Origin of the sequence: Streptomyces sp. NPDC087428 (genome assembly GCF_044744085.1) — a bacterium.
Lineage (GTDB): Bacteria > Actinomycetota > Actinomycetes > Streptomycetales > Streptomycetaceae > Streptomyces.
This window is the reverse complement of the sequence record NZ_JBIUXR010000005.1, coordinates 156012-170869: the sequence shown is the minus strand read 5'-3', so window position 1 is coordinate 170869 and position 14858 is coordinate 156012. Positions and strand designations below refer to the sequence as shown.

The window sequence follows — 14858 nt, the reverse complement described above, 5'->3', positions numbered from 1 at the left end:
ACGAAGGGGAAGCCATGACAGCGACGACCGACGGAAGCACCGGGGCCGTGGATCCCCGGGCAGCCTCGGCCAGTAGACCGACAACCGAATCAACCATCGCCGCGGACGACGTACTGGCCGCCGCGCGGCGGGCCGCGGAACGCTCGGTGGAGCACCTCCTCGGCAGGCAGGACGAGCAGGGCTGGTGGAAGGGCGACCTCGCCACCAACGTCACCATGGACGCCGAGGACCTCCTGCTGCGCCAGTTCCTCGGAATCCAGGATTCCGCCACGGTCCGGGCGGCCAGCCGCTTCATCCGCGGCGAGCAGCTCGGTGACGGCACCTGGGCCACGTTCCACGGCGGCCCCGGAGACCTCTCCGCCACCATCGAGGCGTACGTGGCACTGCGGCTGGCCGGCGACCGGCCGGAGGACCCGCACATGGCCCGCGCCGCGGGATGGGTCAGGGAACAGGGCGGGATCGCGGCGAGCCGGGTGTTCACCCGGATCTGGCTGGCCCTGTTCGGCTGGTGGAAGTGGGACGACCTGCCGGAGCTCCCGCCCGAGCTGATGTTCTTCCCGAAGTGGGTCCCGCTCAATATCTACGACTTCGGCTGCTGGGCCCGCCAGACCATCGTGCCGCTCACGGTCGTCTCCGCGAAGCGGCCGGTCCGGCCCGCCCCCTTCGCGCTGGACGAGCTGCACACCGATCCCGGCAACCCGAACCCGCCCAGGCACCCTGCTCCGGCGGCCAGTTGGGACGGTGTCTTCCAGCGTCTCGACAAGGCGCTGCACCTCTACCACCGGATCGCCCCCCGCAGGGTGCGGCGTCTGGCCATGAACGCGGCCGCCCGCTGGATCATCGAACGCCAGGAGAACGACGGCTGCTGGGGCGGGATCCAGCCGCCCGCCGTCTACTCCGTCATCGCGCTGCACCTGCTGGGCTACGACCTCGACCACCCGGTGATGCGGGCCGGACTCGCCTCGCTGGACCGGTTCGCGGTCTGGCGCGAGGACGGCGCCCGCATGATCGAGGCCTGCCAGTCCCCGGTCTGGGACACCTGTCTCGCCACCATCGCACTCGCCGACGCCGGGCTCAGCCCCGACCACCCGGCGCTCGTGAAGGCGGCCGACTGGATGCTCGACGAGGAGATCGCCCGGCCGGGCGACTGGTCGGTACGTCGGCCCCAACTCCCGCCGGGTGGATGGGCGTTCGAGTTCGACAACGACAACTACCCCGATATCGACGACACCGCGGAAGTGGTTCTCGCGCTGCGCCGGGTCCGCCATCCGGACCCAGCACGGATCGAGGCCGCCATCGAGCGGGGGGTGCGCTGGAACGTCGGCATGCAGTCCCGCAACGGAGCCTGGGGAGCGTTCGACGCCGACAACACCAGCCCGTTCCCCAACCGGCTGCCGTTCTGCGACTTCGGCGAGGTCATCGACCCGCCGTCCGCGGACGTCACGGGGCACGTGGTGGAGATGCTCGCCATCGAGGGCCATTCCGCCAGCCCCGTCACCCGGCGGGGCATCGAGTGGCTGCTCGCCGAACAGGACGTGGCAGGCGGCTGGTTCGGCCGATGGGGCGTCAACTACGTATACGGGACAGGGTCGGTGGTGCCCGCACTGGTCGCCGCCGGACTGCCCGCCGCGCATCCCTCGATCCGGCGCGCGGTCGGCTGGCTGGAGTCCGTCCAGAACGACGACGGCGGCTGGGGCGAGGACCTGCGCTCGTACCACGAGGACAAGTGGATCGGCCACGGCGCCTCGACGGCGTCCCAGACGGCCTGGGCGCTGCTCGCACTCCTCGCCGCGGGCCGGCGGGACACCGCGGCCGTGGCCCGCGGGGTCGCCTGGCTCACCGAGACCCAGCAGGCCGACGGCTCCTGGGACGAGCCGTACTTCACCGGGACCGGCTTCCCCTGGGACTTCTCCATCAACTACCACCTCTACCGGCAGGTCTTCCCGCTGACCGCGCTCGGGCGGTACGTGCACGGCGACCCCTTCGCCGGCCGCGCGGAGCTCCGGAAGGGGGCCTGATGGGGGAACCCGCGGGACCGCCCGGCCCCGCCGCCGCCCCGCTGCTGATCGCCTGCGCGCTCGGCATCGAACAGCTCGCCCTGCGCACCGGCAGGAGCAGGGCGGACAAGGCCCCGGGCCCGGTGACCGTACTCCGTACGGGCATGGGGCCCCAGGCGGCCGAGACCGCCGTGGCGCGGGCGCTCGGCGAAGGCCGGGCGTTCGGCGCCGCCGTCATCGCCTCGGGGTTCTGTGCCGGCCTGACGCCCGGCATGCACCCAGGGGATCTGGTCGTGGCCGACGAGACCCGGTTCGCCGGGGAGTCGACCGCCTGCACCGGCACCGAACTGCTTGCCGACGCACTGGCCAGAGCACTACCGGGACGCACCGTCCACACCGGCCCGCTGACCGGCTCCGACCATGTCGTACGCGGGCATGAGCGGGCCGAGCTGCGGACCGCGGGAGCGATCGCGGTGGACATGGAGTCCGCCGCCACTCTGCGCACCGCCCTGCGCTCCGGGCCCCGCCCGGTTGCGGCCGTACGGGTGGTCGTGGACGCTCCACAGCATGAGCTCGTCCGCATCGGCACGGTCCGCGGTGGAATATCGGCATTCCGCGTTCTCCGTGCCGTCCTACCGGCTTTCTATGAATGGCACCGATCTTTGCTGCTCCCCAGGAGGTGAGCTAGATGGCCATGCCACTCCGTCAGACCATCAAGATTGCGACGTACCTTGCTGAACAGAAGCTCCGCAAGCGGGAGAAGTTTCCGCTGATTGTCGAGCTGGAGCCTCTGTTCGCCTGCAATCTTGCCTGCGAAGGCTGCGGGAAGATTCAGCATCCGGCCGGAGTCCTCAAGCAGCGCATGCCGGTGGCCCAGGCCGTCGGCGCGGTGCTCGAATCGGGCGCCCCGATGGTCTCCATCGCGGGCGGCGAGCCGCTGATGCACCCGCAGATCGACGAAATCGTCCGTCAGTTGGTGGCGAAGAAGAAGTACGTCTTCCTCTGCACCAACGCGATGCTGCTGCGGAAGAAGATCGAGAAATTCACGCCGTCGCGCTACTTCGCGTTCGCCGTGCACATCGACGGGCTGCGCGAGCGGCACGACGAATCGGTTGCCAAGGAAGGAGTGTTCGACGAGGCGGTGGCCGCGATCAAGGAGGCCAAGCGCCGGGGCTTCCGGGTCACCACCAATTCCACCTTCTTCAACACCGACACCCCGCAGACCATCATCGAGGTCCTCAACTACCTCAATGACGATCTGAAGGTCGACGAGATGATGATCTCGCCCGCCTACGCGTACGAGAAGGCACCCGACCAGGAGCACTTCCTCGGAGTCGAGCAGACCCGCGAGCTGTTCAAGAAGTCCTTCGCGGGCGGCAACCGCGCCAAGTGGCGACTGAACCACTCGCCGCTCTTCCTGGACTTCCTGGAGGGCAAGGCCGACTTCCCGTGCACGGCGTGGGCCATTCCCAACTACTCGCTCTTCGGCTGGCAGCGGCCCTGCTATCTGATGAGCGACGGCTACGTGCCGACGTACCGGGAACTCATCGAGGAGACCGACTGGGACAAGTACGGCCGCGGCAAGGACCCGCGCTGCGCCAACTGCATGGCGCACTGCGGCTACGAGCCCACCGCCGTACTCGCGACCATGGGGTCGCTGAAGGAATCCCTGCGCGCCGCGCGGGAGACCATCGGCGGGAACCGGTGAGGTGATGACCGCCGGAGAACCAGTCGTACTGGGTCTCCCCGAGCTGCCGGCCCGGCCGCTCGCGACGCGCCGCCGCTCGCGGCGCGTCCAGGTCGGGTCGGTGGCGGTCGGCGGGGACGCGCCGGTTTCGGTGCGGTCGCTGACGATGTCGATGACGACGACGCGGACGCGCTCGCGATGATCGCGCGGAAGTCGCAGATCCCGGTGATCGCGGATATCGAGACCCTCGTCGAGGAAGCCCTGAAGATCGCTGAGGGCATGGACGACGCCGGGACACCATCGGGGGTCCCCGCCGTCACCGTGAGCTGAGACAGGATGAGAGAGGGGGCCCGGTATGACGCTTCTGCGGAGCATCCGGGGGCCGCACGACCTCAAGGCGCTCAACGCACCACAACTCGGTGAACTCGCCGAGGACATCAGGAAGTTCCTGGTTCAGGCCGTGGCCAGGACCGGCGGTCACCTGGGACCGAACCTCGGCGTGGTGGAGCTCTCCATCGCCCTGCACCGGGTCTTCGACTCGCCCCTGGACCGCATCCTGTGGGACACCGGCCACCAGAGCTACGTGCACAAACTCCTCACCGGGCGGCAGGACTTCTCCAAGCTGCGCGGCAAGGGCGGCCTCTCCGGCTACCCCTCCCGCGAGGAGTCCGAGCACGACGTCATCGAGAACTCGCACGCCTCCACGGTGCTCGGCTGGGCCGACGGCCTCGCCAAGGCCAACGAGGTGCTGGGGCGCCCCGACCACGTCGTCGCGGTCATCGGTGACGGAGCACTCACCGGCGGCATGGCCTGGGAGGCGCTGAACAACATCGCCGCCGCCAGGGACCGGCCACTGATCATCGTCGTCAACGACAACGAGCGCTCCTACGCGCCGACGATCGGCGGCCTCGCCAACCACCTCGCCACGCTCCGCACCACCGACGGCTACGAGCGCTTCCTCTCCTGGGGCAAGGGCGTCCTTCAGCAGACCCCCGTCATCGGGCAGCCGCTCTACGAATCGCTGCACGGCGCCAAGAAGGGGTTCAAGGACTTCATCGCCCCGCAGGGCATGTTCGAGGACCTCGGCCTGAAGTACGTCGGACCCATCGACGGGCACGACACCGCCGCCGTCGAGTCCGCGCTGCACCGGGCGAAACGCTTCCACGGCCCGGTGCTCGTGCACTGCCTCACCGAGAAGGGCCGCGGCTATCAGCCCGCCCTCCGGGACGAGGCCGACCGGTTCCACACCGTCGGTGCGATGGACCCGCTGACCTGCGCCCCGCTCGCCCCGGCGGCCGGTCCGTCCTGGACCTCGGTGTTCGGGGACGAGATCGCCGCGATCGGGGCGGAGCGGCCGGACGTCGTCGCCCTCACGGCCGCGATGCTCCACCCGGTGGGGCTGACGAAGTTCGCCGAGGCGTTCCCCGACCAGGTCTGGGACGTCGGGATCGCCGAGCAGCACGCGACCGTCTCCGCGGCGGGACTGGCGACCGGCGGGCTGCACCCCGTCGTCGCCGTCTACGCCACCTTCCTCAACCGGGCCTTCGACCAGCTGTTGATGGACGTCGCGCTGCACCGCTGCGGAGTGACCTTCGTCCTGGACCGGGCCGGGGTCACCGGGCCGGACGGGGCGTCCCACAACGGCATGTGGGACATGTCCCTGCTCCAGGTCGTGCCGGGGCTGCGGATCGCCGCACCGCGCGACGCCGGCCAGCTGCGGGCCCAGCTGCGCGAGGCCGTCGACGTCGACGACGCCCCGACCGTGATCCGGTTCCCCAAGGAGCCGGTGGGGGAGCCGGTCCCCGCCCTCGGCCGGATCGGCGGCATGGACGTACTGCACCGCGACGAGGACGCCGACGTCCTACTGGTCGCGGTCGGCGTCATGGCCCCCGTCTGCCTGCGGGCCGCCGGTCTGCTCACGGGCGCCGGCATCCGCTGCACCGTGGTCGACCCCCGCTGGGTCAAACCGGTCGACGAGCAGCTGGCCCCGCTCGCCGCGCGGCACCGCCTGGTCGCCGTCGTCGAGGACAACAGCCGGGCGGGAGGCGTCGGCTCTGCGGTCGGGCAGGCCCTGCGGGACGCCGGAACCTACGTACCGCTGCGCACCTTCGGCATTCCCGAGGAGTTCCTCGCCCACGGGAAACGCGCCGAGGTGCTGGCCGACATCGGACTCACACCGGTCGAGATCGCCGGCCGGATCAGCGCCACGCTGAAGGCCGGGGAACCGGTCGCGGCCGACGGAAAGCGACTCCCCGTCGACGACGGGTACAACGGGCTCGACGCCCTGGGCAACCGGCACAAGGAGAGCGGGGCATGAACGACGACGGGCCCAAGGGCTTCGACCTGGCGCGGCTCCTCGCGGAGCGCGGCGCCGAGCGCTACGAGCTGCACACGAAGTACCTCAACCACCAGCTCCCGCGGATGCTCCACACCATCGGCTTCGACAAGGTCTACGAACGGGCCGAGGGCGCGCACTTCTGGGACGCGGAGGGCAACGACTACCTGGACATGCTGGCCGGCTTCGGGGTGATGGGGCTCGGCCGGCACCACCCCGTCGTACGCGAGGCGCTGCACGACGTCCTGGACGCCTCGCTCGCCGACCTCACCCGCTTCGACTGCCAGCCGCTGCCGGGGCTGCTGGCCGAGAAGCTGCTCGCGCACAGCCCGCACCTGGACCGGGTCTTCTTCGGCAACAGCGGTACGGAGGCCGTGGAGACGGCGCTCAAGTTCGCCCGGTACGCGACCGGGAAGCCGAGGATCCTGTACTGCGCGCACGCCTTCCACGGACTGACCACCGGTTCGCTCTCGGTCAACGGCGAGGCCGGATTCCGGGACGGTTTCGCCCCCCTGCTGCCCGACACCGCCATCGCGCTCGGCGACCTCGACGCACTGCGTCGCGAGCTGAAGCGGGGCGATGTGGCCGGCCTGGTCGTCGAGCCGATCCAGGGCAAGGGCGTGCACGCCTCGCCGCCCGGCTTCCTGCGCGCCGCCCAGGAGCTGCTGCGCAAGCACAAGGCCCTGCTCATCGCCGACGAGGTGCAGACCGGGCTGGGCCGTACCGGTGACTTCTACGCCTACCAGCACGAGGAAGGGGTCGAACCGGATCTGGTCTGCGTCGCCAAGGCGCTCTCCGGCGGCTATGTGCCGGTCGGGGCGACCCTCGGCAAGGACTGGATCTTCAAACGCGTCTACTCGTCGATGGACCGGGTGCTGGTCCACTCGGCGAGCTTCGGCTCCAACGCCCAGGCGATGGCGGCCGGGCTCGCGGTCCTCGCCGTGATGGAGGACGAGGAGACCGTGGCGAACGCCCGCCGCACCGGTGATCTGCTGCGCGAGCGGCTGGCCGCCCTGGTCGGCCGCTACGAGCTGCTGCACGAGGTGCGCGGTCGCGGGCTGATGATCGGCATCGAGTTCGGCCGGCCGTCGTCGCTGAAGCTGCGCAGCCGCTGGACCATGCTCCAGGCGGCCCGCAAGGGACTCTTCGCGCAGATGGTGGTCGTACCGCTGCTCCAGAAGCACCGGATCCTCACCCAGGTCTCCGGCGACCACCTCGAAGTGATCAAGCTGATTCCGCCGCTCGTCATCGACGAGGGGGACGTGGACCGGTTTGTGACCGCGTTCACGGCGGTGATGGACGACGCGCACAACGGAGGGCTGATGTGGGACTTCGGCCGGACCCTGGTGAAGCAGGCGGTCGCCAACCGCTGATCAGCAGGGGGTTTGCCTCGGAGGCAAGAAATTTGCCTCCGAGGAAAGTTCCTGGCCCAATGGAGACATGAATCCTCCAGAAGGAGGGGTGGCCGACGAGCTGCCCGGTGTCGCGCCCCGCCTGCGCGATCTGCGCCGCGGCCGCGGGCTCACCCTGGAGACCGCCGCCCAGCGCGCCGGGCTCTCGCCCGCCCATCTGTCCCGGCTCGAAACGGGCCGACGGCAGCCCTCGCTGCCGATGCTGCTCGGACTTGCCAGGATCTACGGTACGACGGTCTCCGAACTGCTGGGCGAGATCCCCCCGGAACGTGACGCGATCGTCCGGAGCCGGAAGTTCGAGGGGGCCGAGGCCGACGGCTGGATGTACCAGCAGGCCGGTGGTCCGGGCCGGGCGATGCAGGCGCTGCGCGTCCGGGTCCCGTACGGCGCGCAGGGCGACCTGGTGCGCGTCCACCCCGGTGAGGAGTGGCTTTACGTCCTGGCGGGGCACCTCAGGGTGACCCTCGGGGACACCGTGCACGAGCTCGGCCCCGGCGACAGCGCGCACTTCGACTCGCTCACCCCGCACCGGATCGCGGCGCCGGAGCGTGAGGGCGCCGAGCTGCTCTTCGTCCACACCCTGCTGCAGAGCCCCGCCGCCGAGCTGTGCCTCGGCAGTGGCATCCACCGTCGCTGAGACGCCGTCCCCGCCGCCGGCACGTCCGGCCGCCAGAGAGGACTGTCATGTCCGATTCCGAGAACTACGACCCGCTCACCCCGGCCAAGCACAAGGAGTCCGACTCGCAGGAGAGCAGGATGCCGCGGGGGCTCGTCATCAGGCTGTTCGCCTATCTGGTGGCCGGGCACGTCATCGCGGGCTTCCTCTATCTGCTGTTCGCGGTGGGGATGCACAACCAGTAGCCGGGAGCCCGGTGGCCCGGCCGGCCGGTCACGCGTCGTCGAGAAGCCGCTCGCGCAGCCGCTCCCGGGTCTCTGGGGTGACTTTCAGCCCCTCGGAGAGGTAGCGGTCGGTGCCGCCCCAGGTCTCGTCGATCGCGGCGAAGGCCGCGGCGAGGTACTCGCTGTGGGCGCCGAAGAGCGGGCTGAGGAGCTCCATCACCTCGGGTGACGTCCCGGCCGCCGAGGTGTCGCTGCGGCGCACCCGGTAGCGGCGGTGGGCGTCGTTGGACTTGAGGTAGTCGGCCTCGACGGCCTCGCGCCCGACGTCGACCGCGAGCAGGGAGACGGCGATCGAGAGCCCCGCCCGGTCCTTTCCGGCCGCGCAGTGCATCAGGGCCGGGACGCTGTCCTCGGCCAGGGCGTGCAGCACGCGGCTGTGCTCAGCGGTGCGCTCCAGGATGATCGTCCGGTAGGAGGCGACCATGCGCTCGGTCCCCTTGCCGCCGTCGAGGAGGCCACGCAGCTCGTCCATGTTGCCGTCGCGGACCATCCGCCAGAACTCGGTGCCGTCCGCCGGGTCGGTGAGGGGGATGTTCACATGGCGTACGCCGGGCAGCTCGACGTCCGCTCCGTCCAGCTTCAGGTCGGCGGCATTGCGGAAGTCGAAGACGGTGTGGAGGCCGAGGCCTCCGAGGAACGCGGCGTCCTCCGCGGTGGCGCCCGCCAGGTGACCGCTGCGGAAGAGCCGCCCGTACCGCACCCGGCGGCCGTCCGATGTGGGCAGCCCGCCCACGTCGCGGAAATTACGGACCCCCGCCAGCTCGGGTTCCGTCGACGGGGTCTGCGGCAGCTGCTGCGTCACGGTCACTCCTGGAGGCTCTGCCGCCGACGCGTGTCGCCGACGGGTCCACTCCCGTGACGATACGACATCGGATACCCGGGTAATCGTCTCGGCGACAGCCCTGTGCGGACCCCCGCGGACTCCTGCGCCGACCCCTGTGCGGGTCCCGGTCCGGAGCTTCGACGCGAACGGCGGACGCGACATGTCCGTATTAGGGCTTTTAGTCGAACATGCCCCGCTTGAACGGGAGATGATCACCCTCTCGTGAGCGGGATCATATCCGTGACGGTGTGTGGCGGCGCTCAGGATGGGTAATCCGTGCGCCGCGCGGAAAGCCAAGATCCGTAATCCACGGAGTGTGACCGGAATTCCGCACCGATATTCCGGAGTGGAATCCGGTGTGGAACCCGTGGCTTGTTTCCGCCGTCCCCACTCGCTTACGTTCGCTCTCAATCCGGATGGAACGCCTAATCCTGCCGCCGTCCGGAATTCGCACCCACTCACCGTGTGGCAGGAGCGGGGGAACCAGGTAAGCCGCCGACCGGAGTGATCCGGCCGGCTCGGGGTGAAGTCGCGCCAGGCGCGACCGGGCATCTCCAGCCCGAACCCGACAGCTCACCTCGTAGGCGCCGGAGAGGAAATTCTTCATGCCCATACCGGGTAAGCACCGCCGTCCGAAGTCCAGCACCATCGCCCGTGGCGTCGTCGTCGCGAGCGCCGGCGGAGCCGTCATCGCGCTTCCGCTGCTCGGCGCCACCGGTGCCAGCGCCGCGGAGCAGGCCGCTCCCGCCACCGCGAACTCGTCCGCCGCCACGCACGCCGCCGCGGCCAAGCCGGTCGCGGAGAAGCAGGCCGGCACCAAGACGTACTCCGTGGTCTCCGGCGACTACCTGTCGAAGATCGCTGCCGAGCACAAGCTCAAGGGCGGCTGGGAGAAGCTGTACCAGGACAACCGCAAGGTCGTCGGCGACGACCCGAGCCTGATCTTCCCGGGCATGAAGCTGACGCTCGGCGGCAAGGCCTGGGGCCACGCCTCGACCACCGGCGCGCACACCTCCGCGGGTGCCACCACCCCGTCGAAGGCCCCCTCCAAGGCTCCGGCCACGACCGAGTCGAAGGCCCCCACGGCCTCCAACTCCTCGTCCTCCTCCGACGTCCAGGCGTCCAACGAGACCTCGGCCCCGGCCGAGCAGAGCACCGGCTCCGGTTACGTCCACCCGGTTCCCGGCAACCACACCACCGCCTACCGCGCCTCCGGCGCCAGCTGGTCCAGCGGCAGCCACACCGGCATCGACTTCCCCGTGTCCACCGGCACCAGCGTGAAGGCGATCACCTCGGGCACCGTCGTCACCGCCGGCTGGGGCGGCGCGTACGGCAACGAGGTCGTCATCAAGCACGCCGACGGCCACTACTCGCAGTACGGCCACATGTCCTCGCTCTCCGTCTCCGCGGGCCAGACCGTGACCGCGGGCCAGCAGGTCGGCCTCTCGGGCTCCACCGGCAACGCGACCGGCCCGCACCTGCACTTCGAGATCCGCACGGGTCCGGCGTACGGCTCGGACGTCGACCCGATCGCCTACCTGGCGTCGCACGGGATCAACGTCTGATCCAGGCAGTACAGGTCCGGTGAGCCGGACCGGAGCAATACAGAGAGGGACGGTGCGCGGCGGCGCACCGTCCCTCTGCTTATTCCCCCTTTACCAAAACCTGACCGGGTGGTCTATCTCACCACCCGTCAACCCCGTATTACGGTCGCGTAGGTCACATTCGACGGTGCAGGATATGCCCTTGTGGCAAACGATTCGAGAAACATCCGACAGAGCGTCATCAACCGGCAGGGCGCCATCGAGTCGTACGCGGCGATTGGCGACAGCTTCACCGAGGGAGTCGGCGATCTCGGCCCCGACGGGACTTTCGTCGGCTGGGCGGACAGATTCGCGGTCATCCTCGCGGACCAGCTCCCGGACCCCGAAACGGCACCGCGTGAGGCAGGCTCCGCGCACGGGAACTTCAGGTACGCCAATCTCGCCGTACGAGGACGCCTCCTCGACCAGATAGTCGAGGAGCAGGTGCCCCGAGCCAGGGAACTCGCCCCCGACCTGGTGAGCTTCTGCGCGGGCGGCAACGACATCATCCGGCCGGGCACCGACCCCGACGACGTCGCCGAGCGCTTCGAACGCGCGGTCGCTGAGCTGACCGAAGCGGTCGGCACCGTCATGGTCACCACCGGCTTCGACACCCGCGGCGTTCCCGTGCTGCGCCATCTGCGCGGCAAGATCGCCACCTACACCGCCCATGTGCGGTCCATCGCGGACCGCTACGACTGCCCGGTGCTCGACCTCTGGTCGCTGCGCTCCGTGCAGGACCGGCGTGCGTGGGACGGCGACCGGCTGCACCTGTCGCCCGAGGGACACACCCGGGTCGCGCTGCGCGCCGCCCAGGTCCTCGGCCTCGACGTGCCGGCCGACCCCGACCAGGTGTGGCCGCCGCAGGCGCAGCGGGGAGCGCTGGAGGTCCGGCGCGACGACATCCACTGGGCCCGCGAGTACCTGGTGCCGTGGATCGGGCGCCGGCTGCGCGGCGAGTCCTCGGGGGACCACGTGGAGGCCAAGCGGCCGGACCTGCTGCCGCTCTGAGGGGTGCGGCGCGATCAGGGGCTCACCCGCTCGACGGGATGCGGCGTCCGGGCCGGTACGCGTTCCAGCACGCCGCCGGCGAACACGTCGTACAGCGGCAGCGTCTCCAGGTGGACGTAGCCGATGTGGCAGTCGCACACGGCCCGCGGGCAGGCCCGCGGGCCCAGGGCCGCCAGATAGCTGCCGTCGTAGAGATTGCCGAGCTCGGCCCGGACGAAGTGGCAGCGGCGCACCGTCCCGTCCCCGTCCACAGAGATGACCGACTCACCGGTCCGGCAGGGCAGCCCGGCCGAACGGTGCGGGTGACGGCTGTACGGGAACAGCGGGTCGATCTCCGTCCACCGGCCGGCCTCCTCGTCCGTGTAGCTCTGCCCCTCCGCGGCGTTGACCCAGAGGTAGACCTCTTCGGGGAGCGCCGCCCGCAGCCGCCGGGCCTCTTCGAGATGGCTGTCAAGACCGACCACACCGACGCTGTGGCGGATCCCCAGCGACGCCAGCTCCCCGCACCGGGCCAGGAAGCGCTCGTACGGTGTCTGGCCCGGGTGGTACGTGCACCAGAGCGCGATCTTGTCCCGGCCCGCGGTGCCCGCCGCGGCCAGCCACTGCGTACGGCCGCTCAGGTTCGTCTGGATCGCCACCCGGCGGATGTGCGGCAGCCGGGCCAGCTCGACCAGCGCCCGGCGGTACCAGGAGCGGACCAGCCCCTCGCCCCACGGGGTGAACAGCACCGAGATCCGGTCGTCGGTCCGCGCCGCCGCCCACGCCGTGAACCGCTCCAGCGCGGCCCGGTCGGCCCGCAGCTGCTCCCGGCTGTCGCGCCGCTTGGCGAACGGACAGTACGGGCAGTCGTAATCGCACGACGCGAGCGGACCGCGGTAGAGGATCGTCAGGTCCATGAGGGGCTCATTTCAGCTCGTACGAGGCCATCGCGGCCCGCACGGCGGGGGAGAAGAGGTCGGGGCCCAGGGCGTCGGAGTGCGCCAGCCCCTCCGGCGACAGGCGCAGCAGCCCTGCGGCCGCCCCGCCCGGATCGAGCCAGCCCCGCTCCTCGAACAGGGCCAGCTCCTCGCGGAAGTCCTCGTCGGGGGAGGTGCCGAACCGCTCCCGGTACTCCGGCAGCCGCAGCCCCTCGGCCTGGAGGACCGACTGGAGGAGGTGACGGCGGCGCGCCTCGCCGCCGTCGGTGTAGCGGCCCACCTCGGCGTGCGAGAAGTCCTCGGTCGCCGTGTAGTCGTCGATGATCTCCCGCACCTTCCCCGTCGCCACGGCGTAGTCGAAGGAGTAGTGCAGCCCAGAGGTGTACGAGCGGGCGCCGCAGCCCAGGCCGATCATGCCGTCGGTCTGGCAGGCGTAGTCGTCCGGACCACCGGCCCGCGGCGCGTCGGCACGGCGGAACATCCGCATCGACACCTGCTCGTAGCCGTGGGCGAGGAGGTGATCGCGGCCCGCGCGGTACAGCCGCAGCCGCTGCTCGTCCCAGGCGGACTCCGCGGCCGCGGCCGAACCGGCGATCCTGCCGAGACCGGTCAGCGGACGTACGTACAGCGGGTAGAGGTACAGCTCCTCCGGCCGCCACTGGAGGGCCGCGTCCAGCGAGGTGCGCCAGCTCGCCTCGGTCTGTCCGTCGATGCCGTAGATCAGGTCGATGTTGAGGACCGGGATCCGGGCGTCCCGGATCAGCCCGAGGGCCGACTCCACATCGGCACGGCGCTGCGGACGGACCGCCGCACGTGCCTCGGCCTCCACGAAGCTCTGCACACCGATGCTGATCCTGGTCGCTCCTCGGTCGGCGAGCACGGCCAGCCGGTCGGCCGTCGCGGTCGACGGCGATGTCTCGACGGACAGGGGCACCGACCGGAGATCGGCGCCCATCCGCTTTTCCGCGATGTCGCACAGGCGCTCCAGCTCGCCGGCGGTGAGGAAGGTGGGGGTTCCGCCGCCGAAGGCCGCCGCGGCGAACCGCACCGGTTCCGTGTCGCCCAGCGCGTCCCGCACGGCCGTCGCCTGGCGGTCCAGTGCGTCGAGGTAGCGGGTGGTGAGCTCGTCGGGGGCGCCGATGCGGGTGAAGAGGTTGCAGAAACCGCAGCGGACCTCGCAGAACGGTATGTGGAGATAGAGCGAGAGCGCGTCCTTGCGTTCCCCGGCCCACAGCTCACTCAGCGCGGGCCGCCCGTCCGGGTGCTCGGACAGGCTGCCGTACGCCGTCTTGTGCGGATAGGCGTAGACGTAGCTCTGGTACGGACGGGGGGTGCGGCGGGGGGAGTGCGGACTGTTCATCGGGCGGTGGCCCCCGGTTCCAGGAAGAAATGGGCGTACGGAACGGTCCAGACGGACTCGTGCCCGAGCCGGTGACCGGTGTAGCCGTCGTCGCCGTATGCCGTGCCGTGGTCGGAACAGACGACGGCGAACGCGCGGCGGCGGCTGCTCGCGGCGGCGAAGAGGCGGCCGACATGGGCGTCGACGTACTCCAGCGCGGCGGCGTGGGTGGCGCGGCTGTCACCCGCGTCGCGGGTCGCCCCCGGCAGGTGGAACCAGTTCGGCTGGTGCAGCGCGGAGACGTTGACGAAGAGGAACAGCCGTTGTCCGGCGGGAAGCCGCTCGACGACACGTTCGGCGCGGGTCACCTGCGCCTCGAAGGACGTGCAGGAGGCGACGCCGAACTCGGGCTCCCAGTGCGCCTCCTGGAACATCCCGGGCAGCACCGAGCCGAGCGGTGCCTGCCGGTTGAAGAACCCGACGCCGCCGATGCACACCGTGCGGTAGCCGGCCGCGGCCAGGCCCGACACCAGGTCGGGGGTGTCGAAGACGAAGGTGCGCTCCGCGGTGGTCTCGCTGCCCGCGAACCGGGCGGCGAACAGCCGCGGATGCGGCCCCGGGGCGGCCGGCGTGGGCAGGAACCCCGCGAAGATCGCCTGGTGCGACGCATACGTGAAACTCCCCGGGGCATGCCGCCGCTCCCACCCGCCACCCGGCAGGTGCCGGGCCAGGTTCGGGATGCGGCCGGCGGCCGCGAGCTCCGCCGCGACGTCGTACCGCAGGGTGTCCAGGGTGACGAGCAGCAGATCGTGGCTGCCGACGACCTCGCTCATATCGGGGTTCAGGGCGTCCAC

13 protein-coding genes, 1 pseudogene and 1 riboswitch are annotated in these 14858 nt (G+C 70.7%); of the genes and pseudogenes, 10 read left to right on the top strand and 4 right to left on the bottom strand.

Going from position 1 to position 14858, the window contains the following annotated elements; translation table 11 throughout:
- Positions 1-14 precede the first annotated feature (14 nt).
- From shc to ACIO3R_RS12380, 8 genes and pseudogenes are all read left to right on the top strand, one after another.
- Positions 15-2018, top strand: a complete 2004-nt coding sequence (shc, locus tag ACIO3R_RS12415) for a squalene--hopene cyclase (RefSeq protein ID WP_402105440.1) — start codon at positions 15-17, stop codon at positions 2016-2018.
- The gene (locus ACIO3R_RS12410) at positions 2018-2680 is read left to right on the top strand and encodes a 1-hydroxy-2-methyl-2-butenyl 4-diphosphate reductase (RefSeq protein WP_402105438.1); all 663 of its coding nucleotides are present in this window, start codon (positions 2018-2020) and stop codon (positions 2678-2680) included. The genes shc and ACIO3R_RS12410 overlap by 1 nt, the downstream gene beginning before the upstream one ends.
- A gap of 5 nt (positions 2681-2685) precedes the next feature.
- Positions 2686-3705, top strand: coding sequence for an adenosyl-hopene transferase HpnH (hpnH, locus tag ACIO3R_RS12405; protein WP_385037116.1), 1020 nt, complete (start codon positions 2686-2688; stop codon positions 3703-3705).
- Positions 3706-3709: 4 nt separating this feature from the next.
- Positions 3710-3924: pseudogene (locus ACIO3R_RS12400) on the top strand (4-hydroxy-3-methylbut-2-en-1-yl diphosphate synthase); the annotation flags it as partial.
- A gap of 115 nt (positions 3925-4039) precedes the next feature.
- The gene (dxs, locus tag ACIO3R_RS12395) at positions 4040-6001 is read left to right on the top strand and encodes a 1-deoxy-D-xylulose-5-phosphate synthase (RefSeq protein WP_402105436.1); all 1962 of its coding nucleotides are present in this window, start codon (positions 4040-4042) and stop codon (positions 5999-6001) included.
- Positions 5998-7392 carry an aspartate aminotransferase family protein gene (locus tag ACIO3R_RS12390; protein ID WP_385037121.1) on the top strand — a complete coding sequence of 465 codons (1395 nt, stop codon included), beginning with the start codon at positions 5998-6000 and terminating at the stop codon, positions 7390-7392. Before dxs ends, ACIO3R_RS12390 begins: the two co-directional genes overlap by 4 nt.
- Positions 7393-7459: 67 nt before the next feature.
- Positions 7460-8068 (top strand): helix-turn-helix domain-containing protein, encoded by a 609-nt coding sequence (locus ACIO3R_RS12385; RefSeq protein WP_385037124.1) that lies wholly within the window; start codon positions 7460-7462, stop codon positions 8066-8068.
- 47 nt (positions 8069-8115) lie between these two features.
- Positions 8116-8292, top strand: a complete 177-nt coding sequence (locus ACIO3R_RS12380; RefSeq protein ID WP_363028846.1) for a DUF6126 family protein — start codon at positions 8116-8118, stop codon at positions 8290-8292.
- Between the two features lie 28 nt (positions 8293-8320).
- On the opposite strand, the gene ACIO3R_RS12375 is transcribed toward ACIO3R_RS12380, so the two are convergent.
- A complete protein-coding gene (locus ACIO3R_RS12375; RefSeq protein ID WP_402105434.1) occupies positions 8321-9133 on the bottom strand; it encodes a tyrosine-protein phosphatase in 813 nt (270 codons plus the stop codon).
- A gap of 433 nt (positions 9134-9566) precedes the next feature.
- A riboswitch (cyclic di-AMP (ydaO/yuaA leader) is annotated at positions 9567-9756 on the top strand.
- 3 nt (positions 9757-9759) lie between these two features.
- Between ACIO3R_RS12375 and ACIO3R_RS12370 the strand changes: the two genes are divergently transcribed.
- Together ACIO3R_RS12370 and ACIO3R_RS12365 are read left to right on the top strand one after the other, a co-directional pair.
- Complete coding sequence (locus ACIO3R_RS12370) at positions 9760-10719, top strand: peptidoglycan DD-metalloendopeptidase family protein (protein ID WP_402105432.1); 960 nt, start codon at positions 9760-9762, stop codon at positions 10717-10719.
- Positions 10720-10902: 183 nt separating this feature from the next.
- The gene (locus ACIO3R_RS12365; protein ID WP_385037133.1) at positions 10903-11748 is read left to right on the top strand and encodes an SGNH/GDSL hydrolase family protein; all 846 of its coding nucleotides are present in this window, start codon (positions 10903-10905) and stop codon (positions 11746-11748) included.
- A gap of 14 nt (positions 11749-11762) precedes the next feature.
- Here ACIO3R_RS12365 and ACIO3R_RS12360 read toward each other — a convergent pair whose 3' ends face one another.
- From ACIO3R_RS12360 to ACIO3R_RS12350, 3 genes are read right to left on the bottom strand one after another with little or no spacing between them, the layout of a single operon-like run.
- Positions 11763-12644, bottom strand: coding sequence for an STM4011 family radical SAM protein (locus ACIO3R_RS12360; protein WP_385037136.1), 882 nt, complete (start codon positions 12642-12644; stop codon positions 11763-11765).
- Between the two features lie 7 nt (positions 12645-12651).
- Complete coding sequence (locus ACIO3R_RS12355) at positions 12652-14025, bottom strand: STM4012 family radical SAM protein (protein WP_402105430.1); 1374 nt, start codon at positions 14023-14025, stop codon at positions 12652-12654.
- On the bottom strand, positions 14022-14837 hold the full coding sequence (locus ACIO3R_RS12350; RefSeq protein ID WP_385037145.1) for an STM4013/SEN3800 family hydrolase: 816 nt from the start codon (positions 14835-14837) through the stop codon (positions 14022-14024). The genes ACIO3R_RS12355 and ACIO3R_RS12350 overlap by 4 nt, the downstream gene beginning before the upstream one ends.
- Between the last annotated feature and the right edge of the window lie 21 nt (positions 14838-14858).